Below are 15736 nucleotides of genomic sequence, written 5' to 3'. Positions count from 1 at the left end.
GCGCCCTGGCGACCCAGGGCGCCCCGCCGCTCGGCCGCAGGGTTCAGAGTGGGGGCAGGACCTGGGCAACCCGGGTAGCCATCGCCTGGTATCCCGAGGCGTTGGGGTGGAAGGAGTCGCTCAGCGGCGAGGTGAGGCCGTTGGCCCATACGCCGTTGGTGCTGCAGAGCCGGTGGCCGCGGAACAGGTCCAGTCCGTTGACGTAGACGACGCGGGAGTCGCCGGTGGCCAACACGGCGTCGCGGATCATCCTGTCGGTCTGGACGGTCGCCTCGTAGATCGCTCGCCGCTCGCTCTCGACGAGGTTACTTCCCAGGTCGGGGCAACGGTCCTGGGTCGGCTGCGGGTCCGCGGGGTCGTCCGGGTTGGGCACGATGGCCGGGTAGCTCAGCACCATGAGCTTCCCGCCGGGGTGCATCTCCGCCCTGATCTGCCGGTACAGGGTGGTGAGTTGGACCTGTACCTGGTACAGCTCCTGCGGGGTGACCAACGGTCCGGACGCGGAGCAGTCGGCGCCCAGGTAGCAGCCGGTGAGTTTGGCCGAGAAGCCGAGGTCGTTGCCGCCGATGGTCAGCGTGACGAGCCGGGTGTGCGGCTGTATCGCGTCCAGTTGGGGCGGCAGGCCGGATTGCTGGCTCGCGTACAGGTCGGTGATCCTCGCGCCGTGACACGCCGCCAGAGTCGGCCGGTCCACCGGCAGCCCGGACAGCGGTGTTCCCGTGATGAGGTTGGCGTAGGTCGCGGGCGACCGTCGGCATGACGCGTCGGAGTACGGTGGCGCGCCGGTGCCGGAGGAGTAGGAGTCACCGAGCGCGACATGGCGGATCACCGGGGACTGCAGCCCGGTCCCGAACGGCCCGGTGCCCAGCACGATGTGCAGCAGGTTGGTGCCGAGGCCCTCACACAGCAGGTAGCGCAGCCCCGGTATGGGGAAACAGCCGCCCCAGTAGACCCCGGCCGGAGCCACCAGGTAGAGCTCGAAGGCGATCTCCACGGTGCGGCCACCGTCGAAGAGTTCGCCGGGGATGCTGACGCCGCCCGAGGTCGCGCCGTAGTAGGTCGGCCCGTACGTCAGGGGTGCCGTGGTGTAGAGGAACTGGCCGTCGAAGCGGCCGCGGTCGATCACGCCGGTGGCGATGTAGGCCGCGTTCAGCCAGAAGTTGCAGCCGAACTCCGCCAGGTAGGAGACGTTCGCCGCGTAGTTGGTCTGGTTGGGCGTACCGCTGACGGAACCGCTCCGCGTGATCGCCTCGGTGCAGTACAGCCCGGTTGGCGGGTCGTCGGGGTCGGCCTGCGGCGACGTCCCCTGCAAGGTCGGCAGGTCGACCTTGCGGATCTCCGCACGGGCCGAGCTGTCCGCCTTGAGCGTGGCGCCGGGACCCTTCGAGGCGCCCGGCAGCGCCTCGGGCTGTCGCGGGGTCAGCGGCGTCGCGAACGGCGTGACCTTCTTGGTGGTGCCGGGAATCGTCACCGGGTCGGGGGCCTGGATGTCGGGTTGCCAACCTGCGCCCCGCGCTGCCGGTGGGGCTGCGGCGCCGTCATCGACGGGTGACGTTGCGGCCAGCGCGGGTTGTGCGCTGACGAACAGCCCACCGATGACCGCAACCATGGCGAGTAGTCGCATCTGCCGTCCCGGTGGCACGGCTCCGCGTGATGTCACGGCCTACCTCCCAGCGTCACGTGATCGTCTTGTGACGATCAGTGACATGGATGCTAGGCAATGGGTAGGAAGTCGTGGATCCGTGAAACTACGCAAAGAAGCGCGTGAAAGAGGCACCTCGTCGCCGTGAGTTCCACAACCTGGGCGGACGCGGGCCGCTCGCGGGAGCGGACGAGGGCGTCGCGGTGACGCGGCGGTGAGATCCTAAGCGGCATGGCGGTGCGGACCGGGAGACACTTGTCGTTGAACTGAAGGCAGCGGAGGAAAGCCATGACTGTCGCTGGGGTTCTCGGTGTGGTGCTGGCGCTGTTCGTCGCGGCGGCAGCGTTCGTCTACCTGGGCCGTCGGCGTGCCATGCCGGGCGCGCTGGGCCGGTCGTTGCGACTGCTCGCGCTCGGGGTGACGCTGTGGATCGCCGTCGCCGTGTTGCCCGACACGCTGTCGGACAGCGGCGCCGCGGCCGGCTATCTGCTGGGCGTGCCGACCGTCGCGGCCCTGTTGCCCCTCGCCGCGGATCTGGCGGGCCGCGCGGTCGGTGTCACGACGACGCTGGCGGCGATGGTGATGTTGGTCTGGGGGCTGCTGCTCGGCCTCGGCGACGGTGTCTACTTCGTGATTCCGGCCCTGGTCCTCGGCGCGGCCGCCGTCGTGTCGGTCACGCCACGGCGCGGGACGTCCGCCCCCGGGCGGCAGGATCGGGCCGCGGACGCGTAAGGGGTCCCCGGTTCGAGGGCGGCGCGGACGTGTCACAGGTTGTCGATGTAGATGATCACCGTGTCGTGTGGTGTCGCCGGTTCAATCGCGGTTGCGGGTTCGGGCTCGGTGTACAGCCAGATCCGGTGTGGACTCCAGTGCAGGAGTCCGCTGATCTCGCGGCTGCCGGAATAGCTGCCGGGTTCGGGTCGCAGCGGCCATCCACGGTCGCGCAGGTGCGCGACGAGTCGGGTCACGGTCGTTTCCCGGCTGGCACCGTCGGTGGCGCTCGACCGGAGGGCGACGCCGACCGACATGAACTGCTGATCACGCACAACTTCGTCATCGGCTGGTTCGTCCGCCACACCCTCGACGCCCCCACGTGGCGCTGGATCGGCCTCAACCAGGCCAACTGCGGCATCACCGTCGTGCAATGGGAAGCCGACCGGCCACCGACGCTCGTCAGCTTCAACGACACGGGGCACCTGTAGCTTCTCGGCTACGTCCGCGTGCGGTCGTCAGAGGCGAGGTGTCCGGCCTGCGGTGGCCCGCGACATGGGCGGACGCACGTCCGGCAGGGACACATGTCAGCTGCCGAGGTGGTCCAACTCGGCGAGGTACATCGCCTGCATGCGCTCGTTGTGCCGGACCAGCAGCTCGATCTCCTCGACGGAGTAGCCCTCGACGAGCCGTGCCGCCCGCGCGGCGAACCGCTCGTACGGTCGCTCCAACTCGGCGGTCCGCTCCGGCCGCAGGGTGACGACCACCCGCCGTCGGTCGGCCGGATCGCGCTCGGCCGTGACGTAGCCGGCCTGCTGCAGCCGCCGGAGCATGCTGGTCACGGCTCCGGTGGTGAGGTTGGTCCGCTCGGCGACCTGCCCGGCGGTGGCGGATCCGACGTCGGCCAGATAGTCCAGGCACTCCAGGTCGCTGACGGTGAGGCCGAGCCGCTCCGCGATGGCGTACCGGAACACCGTGGACAGCCGCGCGGTCTCCCGCCCGGCGCGCATGAGGTCGGCGATCGCGCAGGTACGGGCCGGTTCGGTGGACATGTCCGTCATCATGCCTCCGGCACGGTGACCGGGTGCAGCCGAGGTAGCAGGCGGGTCAGCACCCAGTGGGGTGCGGCCGCGCCGCCGGTGAGACGGCGCATCAGCCGGGCGGCGGTGTCGACGGCGCGGAAGGCGTAGGGCACCATCTCGTTCTGGTAGCTGGCGATCGCCTTCTCCACCGGGGTACCGCTCGTCCGGGCCTCGACCAGCCGGCGGCCGAGCAGGGCGGCGTCGCGCAGCGCGGTGTTGCCGCCGTGGGCGCCGAACGGCGGCATGGCGTGCACGGCATCGCCCATCATCGTCGCCCGGGGCACCGCCCATCGGCGTGGGCGCCGGCCGGTGGCGAAATGGTTGAGCACCGTGGCGTCGACCTCGGCGGTGTCGACCAGCCGCCGGACGAGCGGGTGGAAGTCCGCGCTCCGCCGGGCGGCCAGGTTCCACTGCGCCAGCAGGTGCCCCCGTACGTCGTCGGGCACCTCCTCCTGCGGAAGCAGCAGCGCCCACATGACGTAGTCGGCACCGGTGGGCGCGTAGCTGCCCGGAGCGAGGCGTGCGAACGCCTCCTGTGGGTGCTCGCCGAAGCGCATCGAGGTGAAGAAGAAGGCGCGGCCCGGCCGGTCGGCAATGGCCAGGACGCCGCTGCCACGCAGCGCGTCCGGTAGGACGTTCTCGCCGTGCCGCCACAGGGGCGACCGGCCGTAGATGCCCACCATCCCGGTGTTGGCCGGGTCCGCGTCGGGCATGAGCTGGGCGCGCAGTGCCGAGCCGACGCCGTCCGCGCCCACGACGACGGTCGCGGCGACGGACCCGCCCTCGGCGAACCGCAGTCGCAGCCGGGCCGGGTCGCCGCCGTCCACCGCGACGGCGGTCCTTCCGTAGTGGATGCGACCGTCCAGCCCGGACTGCAGGATCGACCGCAGGGTCAGCCGGTCGACCTGGCGGGAGGCGTGCGGCTCGTCCCTGAGGGTGATGGTGAACGCGTCCCGCAGTCGGCTGTCGGTGAAGCGCAGCTGACCGCCGGGCTCGTCACCGGTGCTCAGTGCCAGGCGGTACAGCGGTCGGGGCAGGCTCTCGCGCAGCGCCTCCAGTCCGTGCCGGTTGAGAATGATCCGGTAACCCTGCCGCCTGACGAAGGGGCCGGGATCCCGCTCGTAGACGTGCGCGTCGATGCCGGCGCGGGTCAGGTACTGGGCGAGGCAGAGGCCGGAGAGGCCGGCACCGGCGATCGCCACCGAGAAGTCAGTCGATACCCTCATGCTGTTATCTTAATGACTAAGACAATATGAGCCAAGGCTGCCCGCGCCGCGGTCAGGGTGCGGCCGGGACGCCTCGTTCCGGCCGCACCGGCGGATCAGGTGTTGCTGGGCACGCATCATCGGGGCGGCGGTGTCTCCACGCGAAATACTCATGGCATCGGGTGGCGCTCGGCGAACCGCCACACGATCTCGCTGGCGTCAGGGCCCGCGCGATCGGTGTAGCGGCCGTCGCCGTCCGGGCCCGGCCAGGCGTGTCCCATGCCCTTGACGTGGTACGACTCGACGATCGACGAGCCGTCCGACGCGGTGATCTTCGTGTGCGTGTACGCGTGTCGTCCCGCTGCGGGCGGTACGGAGACGGTTTCCTCGGTCGGGTCGAGGCTGTCGTTGGGCAGCCCGTCGTCGACGAGATCGCCCACCGCGGTCCACTGCGCGGCGAGTCGGGTGGCGACCAGGGGCGGCACGACCTCGTCGCGCTCGCCCTGAATGATCAGCAGCGGCACCCGCCGGGCCCGCTCGCCCATCTGTGCCCAGGCCTGACGTGCCGTGTCCAGCGGCGACGTGGCGTCCGGGTCGTCCGGATCGACCTGGTTGAGTCCGTACTCACCACCGGCGACCGAGGTCACCGTGGCGAAGACGTCGGGATAGGTCGCGCCGAGGATGACGGCGGTACCCGCTCCTGACGAGGCGCCGGCAACGTGCACCTGCCTCGGATCCGCGTGGTACCTCTCGACCACCTGGCGGGCGACACCGGCCAGCAGCGCGGGTTCTCCGGTGTGTCGCTGCTGATTTCGGGGGTCCGCCGAGTTCCAGCAGGCGATCACGTTGCGGGTGATCAACTGCGTGGGGTAGACGACGATGAAGCCCTCCCGGTCGGCCAGGCTGTTGAACTGCGTGGTCGCCTTCATCGAGTTCCACCCGTAGCCGGTCATCGCGCACCCGTGGATCGCCATGACGACCGGCAGTCGGGCCGTCCCGTGGTGCTGGGGCGGCAGATGGACCTGGTAGCGCTGGGAACCGGCGGGGCCTTCGTAGACATGGTTGCGGTCGCCCTCGCCCAGCTGCCAGGGCAGGCCGAGCTGAAGCGCGGCCACGCCGAGGCTGATGACGGCCGTGACGGTGGCGACGATGCCGGCGACGATCCAGCGCCGTCGAGGACGGCGGGACCCGACCACAGGGGTGACGGACATGTACCCATGACAGCGCGGAATCAGCCGACCTGTCAGTGTCGTGGTGTCATTACCGCGTGTGACGTGGTGTCACGGTCGCGGTCGTTGGGGGTGAACCGGCCGTCCGGCCCGTCGGGGCGCAAGGCGACCATCCGGTACGAAAGACGCAGTCCGGGACTACGAATGCTGGAGGTCAGAACGGTCGACCGGCGGCCATCCGAGGCTGCGCGGCAGCCAGAAACAGGGGCGGTGTGAAACCATGTTCGCCGCCGTGGACAGCGGGGGAGTGGTGATGACAACCGGGCAGCTGCTGACCTTCAGTGGTGTCGTCGTGCTCGGTGCCATGTCACCCGGACCGGACTTCGCCGTCGTCGTACGCCGCTCGGCTCTCGCCGGCCGTGCGCACGGCATGGCGACGGCGGTCGGCGTCGCCGCCGGGGTCCTCGCCTGGGTGGTCGCCGCCGCCACCGGTGTCGCCGCGGTGGTCGCCGTGACGCCCGTCGCCTTCACCATCATCAAGCTCGTGGGCGCGGGTTACCTGGTCTACCTGGGTGTCAACGCGCTGCGCTCGGCGTGGCGCTCGGGCGATGTCCGATCCGCTCCCGACACCGGGCCCACCGTCGAGTCAGGAATGTGGGCGGCGTTCCGCGATGGTCTGCTGTGCAACGCGCTCAACCCGAAGGCGGCCGTCTTCTTCGTCGCGCTGCTGCCACAGTTCCTCCCGGCCGACGCCGGCCTCGTTTCCCTGCTGGCGCTGTCGGCGATCGCCGTGGCCATCACGGTCGGGTGGTTCCTCACCGTGGCGAACCTGGTCGCCGCGGCTCGCCGGGCGTTCTCCCGGCCGGCGACCCGTCGCCTCGTCGACGGGCTGAGCGGCGCGCTGCTGATCGGCCTCGGCGTCCGGCTCGTGTTCACCAGCGCCAGGTAAGCCCACTCCCGGTCGCCCCGGGCTGTCGGCGGGCCCGGTCACCGCCGGTCAGCCGGGGGCGTCGTGCGCGTGCAGTGTGCCGGCCAGGCGTCGCTTGTCGGGCTTGCCGGCGGCCGTGACCGGCGCCTCGGCGATGAAGGTGATCGTCCGGGGAGTGCTGGGCTCGCCGAGCTGCTGTCGGACCAGCGTGCGCAGCACGTCCGGATCCGGCTGCCGGCCCGCGGCGGGAACCACGAAGGCGTGCACCGCCTCGCCGGTGTCCTCGTCGGGCGCGGCCACCACGTACGCCTCGGCCACGTCGGCGCAACTGGCCAGGACACGTTCGATCGGGCCGGCGTACCGGAGGTCGGCGTTGACGATGACGACGTCCCGGGACCGCCCCAGCAGGTGCAGGTAGCCGTCGTCGTCCAGCCGACCACGGTCGCGGGTGCGTACCCAGCCGTCGGTGAACACCTCGGTGGTCTCCGTCGGGTCGTCCCAGTAACCGCTGGCCTGCGACGGGGTGCGAACGAAGATCTCCCCCTCGACGCCGGGGACGACCGGCCGCCCGTCGGCGTCGCGGACCTGTACGTCGACCACGGCCGGCGGGCGGCCCACCGAGGCGAGCCGAGCCGGGGCGGCGAGCATCTCCGCCGGGGTCAGCATGGCGATCATGCCGGTCTCGGTCTGGCCGTAGCCGTGGTAGACGACCGGCCCGAGCACGTGGAGCGCCTCGGCGAGCCGGGCCGGGTGCAGCGGCGAGCCCGAGACCAGCAGGGCGCGCAGCGCGCCGAGGTCGGCCGGCGCGGCGCGCTGGGCGGCGACCAGCTTCGCCAGCCGGCCCACGGTGATCACGCTGGCGCTCGCCCGGTGCCGCACCAGCGCCTCGGGAAAGAACGGCACACCGGCACGGTTTGGTTCGGCGATCACCATAGTGCCGCCGGCGGCCAGGGTGAGAATGCCGTACTCCAGCATCACCTGGCTGGCCAGTGAGCCGAAGACCAGGTAGCGGTCGAGGCGGCCGGCGAGGTCGCGGACCGGCGGCGGCCACCGGTCCGGGTGCGCCGCCCAGGCGGCGTCGAGGGACGCGTATGTCTGGAGGCAGCCCTTCGGGTTGCCGGTGCTGCCGCTGGTGTAGACGACCCGGCCGATGTCGTCCGGACGCCCGGCGGGCAGCGTCGGTGTGCCGTCGGCCCGGGTGGCGGTCAGGTCGGGTGTCCCGTCGACCGGGCCGACGCCGAGCAGCGGGAGGCCGGCGGTGACCGCCCGCAGCTGCGGGGTCACGGTCGAGCGGTCGACGAGCACCGCCGAGATCCGGTGGCCGAGCAGGTGTCGCAGGTGCTCGTGGGGGAGTCCGGGGCGTACCCCGGCGACCCGGGCACCGACCAGGTGTGCCGCGACGACGGCGGCGAACGCCTCCGGGGACACACCGAGCAGCACCGCCACCCCCGTACCGGGACCGATTCCCGCCGCTCGCAGTCCGGTGGCGATCCGGGCGACCAGTTCGGCCACCTCGTCGGCGCGGACGATGCGTGAGCCGTGCTCGAAGACCGGCCGGTCCCGCCCGCCGGCCAGCAGGTCGAGGATCGCCTGCGGGTAGCCCGGCACCGGCTCCGTGCTCACCCGGACGCTCCCGCGGCAGCGGCGACGCCGGCCAGGGACTCCTTGACGAACACCGTCAGCGGCTGCTGGTGCACGGTCGGCAGGTTCCACTCGTTCTCCAGGTTCTCCGCCAGGTGGTGCACCGCCACCACCTGCCCGTCCCGGTACTGCCGCACGACCGGGTGCAGGTACGTCGCCTGGTGCGCGGCGTACGCGTCGTTCTCCGCCACCCGGGGCACCGCGACGTCGAACGGGTCGACGCAGTCGTGGTCCGGCCCGTACTCGAGGGTCACGGCGAGCGCCCAGCCACCGCCCAGCCCACCGTCGGCGAGGTACGCCATCGGCACCTCCTCGTGGTAGTACGCGGTGCCGTCGCGGACCGTCACCACGTCGCCGAGCACCCCGAACTGTTGCCAGAGCGCCGAGGAGCGGTTGATCCGGGCGACGATCGCGTCGGTGATCGCCTCGGGGGTCGCCGCCAGCCGGGTGGTCGGCCAGTCCGCGTCGTGGTAGCGGGCGGCGAGGATGCGGTGCAGCGCCCGGACCCCGTACCGGAAGCCGTGGATGAAGCCACTCGTCGACCGTTTGAAGTCGCGCTGCTGGGTGAGGGTGCCGGCGAAGTAGAGGTCGGGGACCGTGGTCGACTCGTACGCCGAGGTCTGCTCCGGGAACCGGTCGTCGATGACCAGCCGGGGCCGGCAGGTGTCGTCGAAGATGCTGGCGTCGAACCGGAATCCGGTGCACACGATGACCCGGTCGTAGCGGATCTCCCGGATCGCCTCGACCGTGCGGGCGTACCGGAAGCGGACCAGGTAGCCACCCTCGGGCCGGCGGTGGATGCTCTCCACCGTGCCGTCGAGCACGGCGTTCTGCGACTTCAACTGGTAGCTGTCGAGGAAGTTGTTGTTCACCGCACGCAGGTGCCCGACGTAGTGTGACTGCCAGGCAAAGCGGACCGAGCGGGGACCGGCCAGGTGCACCACGGCGGCGGTCTCCATCAGCGCGTCGGCGGTCTCGAAGCCGGAGTTCCCCTTGCCGATGATCATGACGCGTTGGTCGACGAAGTCGGCCGGGTCGACGCTGACCGTGTCGTACCGCTCGGCGTTCTCGATGCCGTCGATGGCCGGCAGGTACAACCGCGAGACGCCGGTCGCGACGACCAACCGACGTCCCCGCCAGGTGTGACCGTGGGCGTCGAGGGCGTGGAAGCCGTCGTCGTCGCGGCCGATCCGGACCACCGGGGTCTGGTAGCGCACCCGCACTCCGGTCGCCTCGGCGAAGTCGGCGAGGTAGCGCAGCAGGTCGTCGGCGGCCGGGAAGTAGCGCTTGCTGTACCGGCCGAACCGCAGCTCCGGGTCGTCGCTGAGCAGGGAGTTCCAGTCCATCCGCAGGTTGAACTCGGGATCGTCGGAACCGGTGTGGACCTTGTTGATGGAGATCAGCTTGCGGTGCCGCGGATAGCTGCGGAAGAAGGTGCCGGGTGCGGCGCCGGCCTCCAGGACGACGTAGTCATGACCGTCGCGTTCGAGCAACGCGCCGAGTTGCAGTCCCGCCGGCCCGGCGCCGATGATCAGGTAGGCGTGCGTCATGTGCCGGACGGTAGCCACCGGTCATCAGAGATAACTCAGACCGCTCTGAGAATCCACGGCTACGGTCGGCCCGATGACGACCCACACCGTGTCCGCCGTGGCCGCTCCGATCGACCTGGCCCGCCCGCTGCGGGTGGCGGACCTGCGCCGGGCCGCGACCGAGGTCACCGTCGAGATCACCGCCGAGGTACGCGACCGGGTGCGGCGCTCCCGCGAGCACCTGCGCGCGGTGCTCGGCGACGACCGTCAGGTCTACGGCGCCACCACCGGGTTCGGCGCGCTCGTCGGGTTCGCCGGTCGCGACGACGACGCGGACCAGTGCGACAACACCCTCGCCCACCTCGGTGCCGGCCAGGGCCCGGACATCGACCCGGCGGTGGTCCGGGCGGCGATGCTGGTCCGGGTCTGGTCGCTGGGCCAGGGTGCCTCCGGCGTCTCGCCGCGGGTGGTCGAGGGACTCGCCGCGATGTTCGGTACGACGTTCGTGCCGGCGATGCCCCGCCTCGGTTCGGTCGGGGCCAGCGGTGACCTCATTCCGCTCGCCTACGCCACCCAGTCGCTGCGCGGTCGGGGCTGGGCCTATCTGGACGGTGACCGGATGCCGGCCGCCGAGGCGCTGGCCGGGGCCGGGCTGACACCGCTGCTGCTCGACGGACGCGACGCGCTGGCGTTGGTGAACGGCACCTCGCTGACCACCGCCGCCACCGCCCTCGCCCTGGACGACATCCGCCGGGCGCACCGGGCCGCCCAGCTGCTGAGCTGCCTGCTCGTCGACGTGCTCGGCTGCGACCCCGGCCAGTTCCTGCACCCCCGGCTGCTGGCCGCGTACGGGCACCCCGGCGCGGTCGACGTCGGCGCCCGGATGCGGCGGTGCCTGACCGGGGCGGTGCCGTCGAGCGGGCGCCCGCTCCAGGAGGCGTACAGCATCCGCTGCACCCCGCAGTTGCTCGGCGCGGCCGAGGACGCGCTGCGCTACGTCGACGGCGTGGTGGAGTCGGATCTGGGTAGCGTCAGCGACAACCCGGTGTTCGTCCCCGACGAGGACCTGGTGCTGCACGGCGGCAACTTCTTCGGTCAGCCGGCGGCCTTCGCCGCCGACCTGCTGGCGACGGTGGCCGCCCAGCTCGGCAACCTCGTCGAGCGTCAACTCGACCTCCTGGTCGATCCGGCCCGCAACGGTGGGCTGCCGCCGATGCTCGCGGCCGGGCCGGGACGGCAGCACGGGTTGCAGGGTGCCCAGCTCGCCTCGACGGCGATGGTCGCGGAGATCCGTCGACAGGCCATTCCGGCCGGGATGCAGAGTCTGCCCACGAATCTGCACAACCAGGACGTCGTGCCGTTCGGCACCCAGGCCGCGCTGCGCGCCGTGGACCAGGCCCGGTTGCTGCGGCTGATCTGCGGAACGCTCGCGGTGGGGCTGCGTCAGGCGGTCCACGTCGGTGCGCGTACCCCGACCGCGCCGGCCTGCGTCGCGGTGCTGGAGCGGCTCGCGGAGACCGTGCCGGCGATCGATCCGGACCGGCCGCTCGACGACGACGTCCGTCGCGCCGCCGACCTGCTCGACCTGCTGACCGGGGCACCGAACCGGCCGGCGTCGACGGCGGTCGGGATCGACGGCTGATTTTTCTCTGAGTTCGCCTTCGTACGGTCGCCTGGTGACCGGAGAGATGCTCGACTATCTGATCATCGGGGCGGGACCGGCCGGGCTTCAGCTCGGTGCGCTGCTCGAACGGGACGGCCGCCGGGACTACCTGGTACTGGAGTCCGCCGACGTTCCCGGCGCCTTCTTCACCCGGTTTCCCCGGCACCGCCAACTCATCTCGATCAACAAGCCGCACACCGGATCCGACGATCCGGAGCTGAACCTGCGGCTGGACTGGAACTCCCTGCTCAGCGACGACCCGGAGCTGCGCTTCACCCGCTACACCGAACGTTACTTCCCCGACGCCGAGGTGATGGTCCGCTACCTGGCGGACTTCGCGGCGGCCACCGGAGTCCGGATCCGCTACCGCAGCCGGGTGGTCCGGGTCGCCCGGCCCGACGACGCCGGCTTCCGGGTCACCGACGAGGAGGGTACGACGTACCGGGCGCGTCGGGTCGTCGTGGCGACCGGTGTCTCACAGCCCTACGTCGCGCCGATCCCCGGCATCGAGCTGGCGGAGCGGTACGACGCGATGCCGGTCGACCCGCGCGACTTCCTCGACCAGCGGGTGCTGATCATCGGCAAGGGCAACTCCGCCTTCGAGACCGCCGACGCGCTGATGGAGACGACCACGCTGGTGCACGTGGCGGGGCCGAGTCCGGTCCGGATGGCGTGGCGGACCCACTACGTCGGGCACCTGCGGGCGGTGAACAACAACTTCCTGGACACCTACCAGCTCAAGTCGGCCAACGCGATCCTGGACGGACACGTGCGCGGCATCGCGCGTGACGACGACGGCTACCGGGTCACCTTCGGTTTCTCCCGGGCCGACGAGGTCGTCAAGGAGTTGCGGTACGACCGGGTGCTGGCCTGCACCGGTTTCCGCTTCGACGCGTCGATCTTCGCCGACGACTGCCGCCCGGCGTTGGTGATCAACGATCGCTTCCCGGCCCAGACCCCGGCGTTCGAGTCGGTGAACGTCCCGGACCTGTTCTTCGCCGGCACGCTGACCCAGGAGCGCGACTTCAAGCGGTCGACGAACGGCTTCGTCCACGGTTTCCGGTACGGTGTGCGGGCCTTGCACCGCATCCTCGAACACCGCTACCACGACAATCCGTGGCCGGCGGAGAAGCTGGACGCGACGCCCGAGGCGGCGGCCGACGCGATCATCGAGCGGGTCAACCGGTCCTCCGGTCTCTGGCAGCAGTTCGCGGTGCTCGCCGACGTGGTCACCGTGGCCGGGGCGGACGCCCGCTACCACCAGGAGGTGCCGGTCGACCACCTCGGGCAGGCCGGGCTGGCGACCGCCGATCATCCGGTCGAGCACGCGTTCGTCGTCACCCTCGAGTACGGCCCCGACCACGACCAGGTCGACCCCTTCGACATCTCGGTGCGCCGGATCGCCCAGGACGTCGCCGGTCAGGCCCACGACGCGGCGTACCTGCATCCGGTGGTGCGCCACCGGCGCGACGGCCGGGTGGTGGCGGAACACCATCTGGCGGAGAACCTGGAGAACCAGTGGAACAAGCCGCAGGTGCACCGGGTGCCGCTGGTCGCCTTCCTGCACCGCTGCCTGACCGGCACCGTGGGCTGACCCGTGTCGTCGGTGCCCGCACAGACCACGCCGGGGCTCGCCGCCACCGCCGAGCCTCCTCCGCTGTACCGCGTCGACGACCTGGAGGCGGAGGCGCGGCTGCGGCTCGATCCGGTGCACCGGGACTTCTTCGCCGGGGGTGCCGGCGACGAGCGCACGTTACGGGCCAACGAGACGGCCTTCGACGGATATCGGATCCTGCCCCGGGTGCTGCGCGGCGGCGGCGAGCGTGACCTGCGGATCGAGCTGTTCGGTGAGACGCTGCCGATGCCGGTGCTGGTCTCGCCGACGGCCTTCCACCGGCTGGCACACCCACAGGGCGAGGTGGCGACGGCCCGGGCGGTCGGGGCGGCCGGCACCGTGCTGGTGGTGAGCATGGCCGCCACCACGCCGATCGAGGCGGTCGCCGGGGCGGCGGGCCGCCCGGCGCGGCTGTGGTTCCAGCTCTATCCACAGCCGGACCTGGGTTTCACCGCCTCGGTGATCCGGCGGGCGGAGGCGGCCGGTTGCCGCGCCCTGGTGGTCACGGTCGACTCACCGGTCTTCGGCCGGCGCGACCGTGACCTGCGCAACGGCTTCCTCGACCTGCCGCCCGGCTGCCGCTGCGAGAACATGCGGGATCCGGCGAGCGGCCGGGTCCGGGACATCGTCATGGACGCCACTCTCGACTGGGCCCGGATCGAGTGGCTGCGCGCGACCACCCGGCTGCCCATCGTGCTCAAGGGGATCCTGCACCCCGCCGACGCCCGCCTCGCGGTCGCACACGGGGTGGACGCCGTGCTGGTCTCCAACCACGGCGGGCGGCAGCTCGACGGGGCACCGGCGAGCATCGACGCGCTGCCGGCGGTCGTGGCGGCGGTCGAGGGACGCATCCCCGTCCTGCTCGACGGCGGGATCCGCCGGGGGACCGACATCCTCACCGCGCTGGCGCTCGGGGCGGTCGCGGTCGGGATCGGCCGGCCGGTGGTCTGGGCGCTGGCGGCCCGCGGCGAGCCCGGCGTGCGGCAGCTGCTCGACCTGCTCCGTGCCGAGCTGGCCCGGGCCATGACGCTTGCCGGCGCGGTCCGCCCCGCCGACCTGACCCGCGAGATGATCCTCGACCGGATGCCGGTATGACCCGGCCGTTGGTGCTGTGGTGTGGGCTGGCCGGTCTGCTGGCCGTGGGGTGGCTGCTGCCGCGCCGGTTGCCGCCGGCGGTGGTCCGGCTCCGAGAGTGGATCTTCAGGCGGGTGAACGGCACCGAGGGGATCCCGGTGCCCGGCCCCCGGATCGGGCCCGAGCACTTCGCGCGGATCTACGCCCATCCGGCGGCCAGCGGGCGTAGCCGGGGAGCGGGCCTGTCCGACCTGTTCTGGTACTGGCTGGCACCCGGCCCGCAGATGCACCAGGAACACCTGGAGCCGGGCGAGCGTTACCGCACGGTCGCCCGGACGACCAGACGGGTGGTCGCGCTGTCGCAGCGGCGTTCGACCGAGCTGGCCGGTGCGGCGACCCGACGGATTCTCGACGAGTTGCCGGCCGGCCGGACCCGCCGCGTCCGGTTGCGGGACCTGATGATGCCGATCTGGGCGGAGGTCTACTACGAACTCGTCTTCGACGCGGCGTGCCCGCCGGAGGTACGGGCGCTGATCGTGGCCAACGCCGACGACGTGGTCACCGCGCTCAAGTGCTGCGGGCTGCGACACCTGGATCGGCGCGACCCGCTCACCCGTTATCTGCGCGCCCGGGTCGAGGCCGGCACGGCGCCGGTGACGCTGCCGGAGCCGTTCACCGCCGAGGAGACCGCCTGGTACCTGCAGGGCACCTTCTTCAACACCGCTGTGGTGCAGATGTCGGAGGCGATGGCGCACCTCCTGCTCGCCGTGGCGCAGCATCCGGCGGTGCGGCGTGACCTGGTCGCCGCCCTCGACGACCCCGACGGCGACGCCGCCCTGGACCGGGTGATCGACGAGACACTGCGGGTACATCCGCTCTTCGGGGTGGCGCACCGGATCACGTCCGGCCCGATCGAGGTCGACCCGGAGCTCACCATCCCCGCCGGTTCGGTGCTGCTGTTCAACTACCTCGCCTACCAGCGCAGCGGACCGGCGGCCGACGACACGTTCGAGCCGGCCCGCTGGCTGACCCTGGAGCGCGGTGCCGCGCACTTCGTTCCGTTCGGTGTCACCGCCAACCGGGCCTGTCCGGCACGCGGCGTGGCGCCGGTGATGATGCGCGCGGTGACCCGGGAGGTGCTGCGCCGGTACGCGCTGGTCTCCACCGTGCGGCACACCCGGTCGTTGCCGAACCGTGGACCGTGTTTCCTCGTCCCGACCGGGGCCCGCCCGCCCGCCCGGTTCCGGCTGGCGGTGATGCGTTGGGGTGACCGCTGGTCCGACGTGTGGCGCAGCCTCGTCCAACTCGTGCTGGGTACCTGGATGGTGCTCGACGCCCGGCGCCAGCGCCTGTGTGCGAGCTACTTCGAGGAGGTCCGGCGATGACCATGGCGGATCGACCGGAATGATCTCCGGCGCAACAACATAGAGACATTGGTCACAATCAATACTACGGACGGGTGTGGGATTCTCGACAT

Annotated in this window: 14 protein-coding genes; 7 read left to right on the top strand and 7 right to left on the bottom strand. The window is 71.6% G+C overall.

The annotated features are described in order from the left end of the window. Positions 1-43 precede the first annotated feature (43 nt). A complete protein-coding gene (locus O7597_RS30280; protein WP_281581486.1) occupies positions 44-1624 on the bottom strand; it encodes an SGNH/GDSL hydrolase family protein in 1581 nt (526 codons plus the stop codon). A gap of 306 nt (positions 1625-1930) precedes the next feature. On the opposite strand from O7597_RS30280, the gene O7597_RS30275 reads away from it, so the two are divergent. Further along, positions 1931-2374: a hypothetical protein gene (locus O7597_RS30275; RefSeq protein WP_269742100.1), complete on the top strand. Its 444-nt coding sequence runs from the start codon at positions 1931-1933 to the stop codon at positions 2372-2374. A gap of 32 nt (positions 2375-2406) precedes the next feature. Here O7597_RS30275 and O7597_RS30270 read toward each other — a convergent pair whose 3' ends face one another. Continuing rightward, complete coding sequence (locus O7597_RS30270; RefSeq protein ID WP_281581485.1) at positions 2407-2610, bottom strand: hypothetical protein; 204 nt, start codon at positions 2608-2610, stop codon at positions 2407-2409. On the opposite strand from O7597_RS30270, the gene O7597_RS30265 reads away from it, so the two are divergent. Then, positions 2590-2844 (top strand): histidine phosphatase family protein, encoded by a 255-nt coding sequence (locus O7597_RS30265; RefSeq protein WP_281581484.1) that lies wholly within the window; start codon positions 2590-2592, stop codon positions 2842-2844. The genes O7597_RS30270 and O7597_RS30265 overlap by 21 nt on opposite strands. A 96-nt stretch (positions 2845-2940) precedes the next feature. On the opposite strand, the gene O7597_RS30260 is transcribed toward O7597_RS30265, so the two are convergent. From O7597_RS30260 to O7597_RS30250, 3 genes are all read right to left on the bottom strand, one after another. After that, positions 2941-3405, bottom strand: a complete 465-nt coding sequence (locus O7597_RS30260; RefSeq protein WP_269742096.1) for a MarR family transcriptional regulator — start codon at positions 3403-3405, stop codon at positions 2941-2943. An 8-nt stretch (positions 3406-3413) separates the two neighbouring features. Beyond that, positions 3414-4661: an NAD(P)/FAD-dependent oxidoreductase gene (locus O7597_RS30255; protein WP_281581483.1), complete on the bottom strand. Its 1248-nt coding sequence runs from the start codon at positions 4659-4661 to the stop codon at positions 3414-3416. Between the two features lie 149 nt (positions 4662-4810). Beyond that, the gene (locus O7597_RS30250) at positions 4811-5851 is read right to left on the bottom strand and encodes a PHB depolymerase family esterase (protein WP_269742094.1); all 1041 of its coding nucleotides are present in this window, start codon (positions 5849-5851) and stop codon (positions 4811-4813) included. 271 nt (positions 5852-6122) lie between these two features. On the opposite strand from O7597_RS30250, the gene O7597_RS30245 reads away from it, so the two are divergent. Next, positions 6123-6758, top strand: a complete 636-nt coding sequence (locus O7597_RS30245) for a LysE family translocator (RefSeq protein ID WP_281581482.1) — start codon at positions 6123-6125, stop codon at positions 6756-6758. Positions 6759-6806: 48 nt separating this feature from the next. Here the strand turns inward: O7597_RS30245 and O7597_RS30240 are convergent, their stop codons facing one another. Next, positions 6807-8360, bottom strand: a complete 1554-nt coding sequence (locus O7597_RS30240) for an AMP-binding protein (RefSeq protein ID WP_281581481.1) — start codon at positions 8358-8360, stop codon at positions 6807-6809. Then, positions 8357-9928 (bottom strand): NAD(P)-binding domain-containing protein, encoded by a 1572-nt coding sequence (locus O7597_RS30235; RefSeq protein ID WP_281581480.1) that lies wholly within the window; start codon positions 9926-9928, stop codon positions 8357-8359. The genes O7597_RS30240 and O7597_RS30235 overlap by 4 nt, the downstream gene beginning before the upstream one ends. 73 nt (positions 9929-10001) lie before the next feature. Here O7597_RS30235 and O7597_RS30230 point away from each other — a divergent pair, with 73 nt between their 5' ends. Genes O7597_RS30230 through O7597_RS30215 form a run of 4 tightly spaced genes read left to right on the top strand, consistent with a single transcriptional unit; the run spans position 10002 to position 15644 of the window. Further along, positions 10002-11549, top strand: coding sequence for an aromatic amino acid ammonia-lyase (locus tag O7597_RS30230; protein WP_281581479.1), 1548 nt, complete (start codon positions 10002-10004; stop codon positions 11547-11549). Positions 11550-11583: 34 nt separating this feature from the next. Then, positions 11584-13164 carry an FAD-dependent oxidoreductase gene (locus O7597_RS30225; RefSeq protein ID WP_269742089.1) on the top strand — a complete coding sequence of 527 codons (1581 nt, stop codon included), beginning with the start codon at positions 11584-11586 and terminating at the stop codon, positions 13162-13164. Positions 13165-13176: 12 nt separating this feature from the next. Next, on the top strand, positions 13177-14280 hold the full coding sequence (locus tag O7597_RS30220) for an alpha-hydroxy acid oxidase (RefSeq protein WP_269742088.1): 1104 nt from the start codon (positions 13177-13179) through the stop codon (positions 14278-14280). After that, complete coding sequence (locus O7597_RS30215) at positions 14277-15644, top strand: cytochrome P450 (protein ID WP_269742087.1); 1368 nt, start codon at positions 14277-14279, stop codon at positions 15642-15644. Before O7597_RS30220 ends, O7597_RS30215 begins: the two co-directional genes overlap by 4 nt. Positions 15645-15736: the final 92 nt, after the last annotated feature.

This window comes from Verrucosispora sp. WMMC514 (assembly GCF_027497295.1).
GTDB lineage: Bacteria > Actinomycetota > Actinomycetes > Mycobacteriales > Micromonosporaceae > Micromonospora > Micromonospora palythoicola.
This window is presented reverse-complemented; position numbering and strand designations above follow the sequence as displayed.

Excerpts from the sequence above, each read along its gene's own strand:
- O7597_RS30230 (WP_281581479.1), top strand. The coding sequence starts at position 10,002 with ATGACGACCCACACCGTGTCCGCCGTGGCCGCTCCGATCGACCTGGCC.
- O7597_RS30235 (WP_281581480.1), bottom strand. The coding sequence starts at position 9,928 with ATGACGCACGCCTACCTGATCATCGGCGCCGGGCCGGCGGGACTGCAA.
- O7597_RS30250 (WP_269742094.1), bottom strand. The coding sequence starts at position 5,851 with ATGTCCGTCACCCCTGTGGTCGGGTCCCGCCGTCCTCGACGGCGCTGG.
- O7597_RS30280 (WP_281581486.1), bottom strand. The coding sequence starts at position 1,624 with ATGCGACTACTCGCCATGGTTGCGGTCATCGGTGGGCTGTTCGTCAGC.
- O7597_RS30245 (WP_281581482.1), top strand. The coding sequence starts at position 6,123 with ATGACAACCGGGCAGCTGCTGACCTTCAGTGGTGTCGTCGTGCTCGGT.
- O7597_RS30215 (WP_269742087.1), top strand. The coding sequence starts at position 14,277 with ATGACCCGGCCGTTGGTGCTGTGGTGTGGGCTGGCCGGTCTGCTGGCC.
- O7597_RS30275 (WP_269742100.1), top strand. The coding sequence starts at position 1,931 with ATGACTGTCGCTGGGGTTCTCGGTGTGGTGCTGGCGCTGTTCGTCGCG.
- O7597_RS30260 (WP_269742096.1), bottom strand. The coding sequence starts at position 3,405 with ATGTCCACCGAACCGGCCCGTACCTGCGCGATCGCCGACCTCATGCGC.
- O7597_RS30255 (WP_281581483.1), bottom strand. The coding sequence starts at position 4,661 with ATGAGGGTATCGACTGACTTCTCGGTGGCGATCGCCGGTGCCGGCCTC.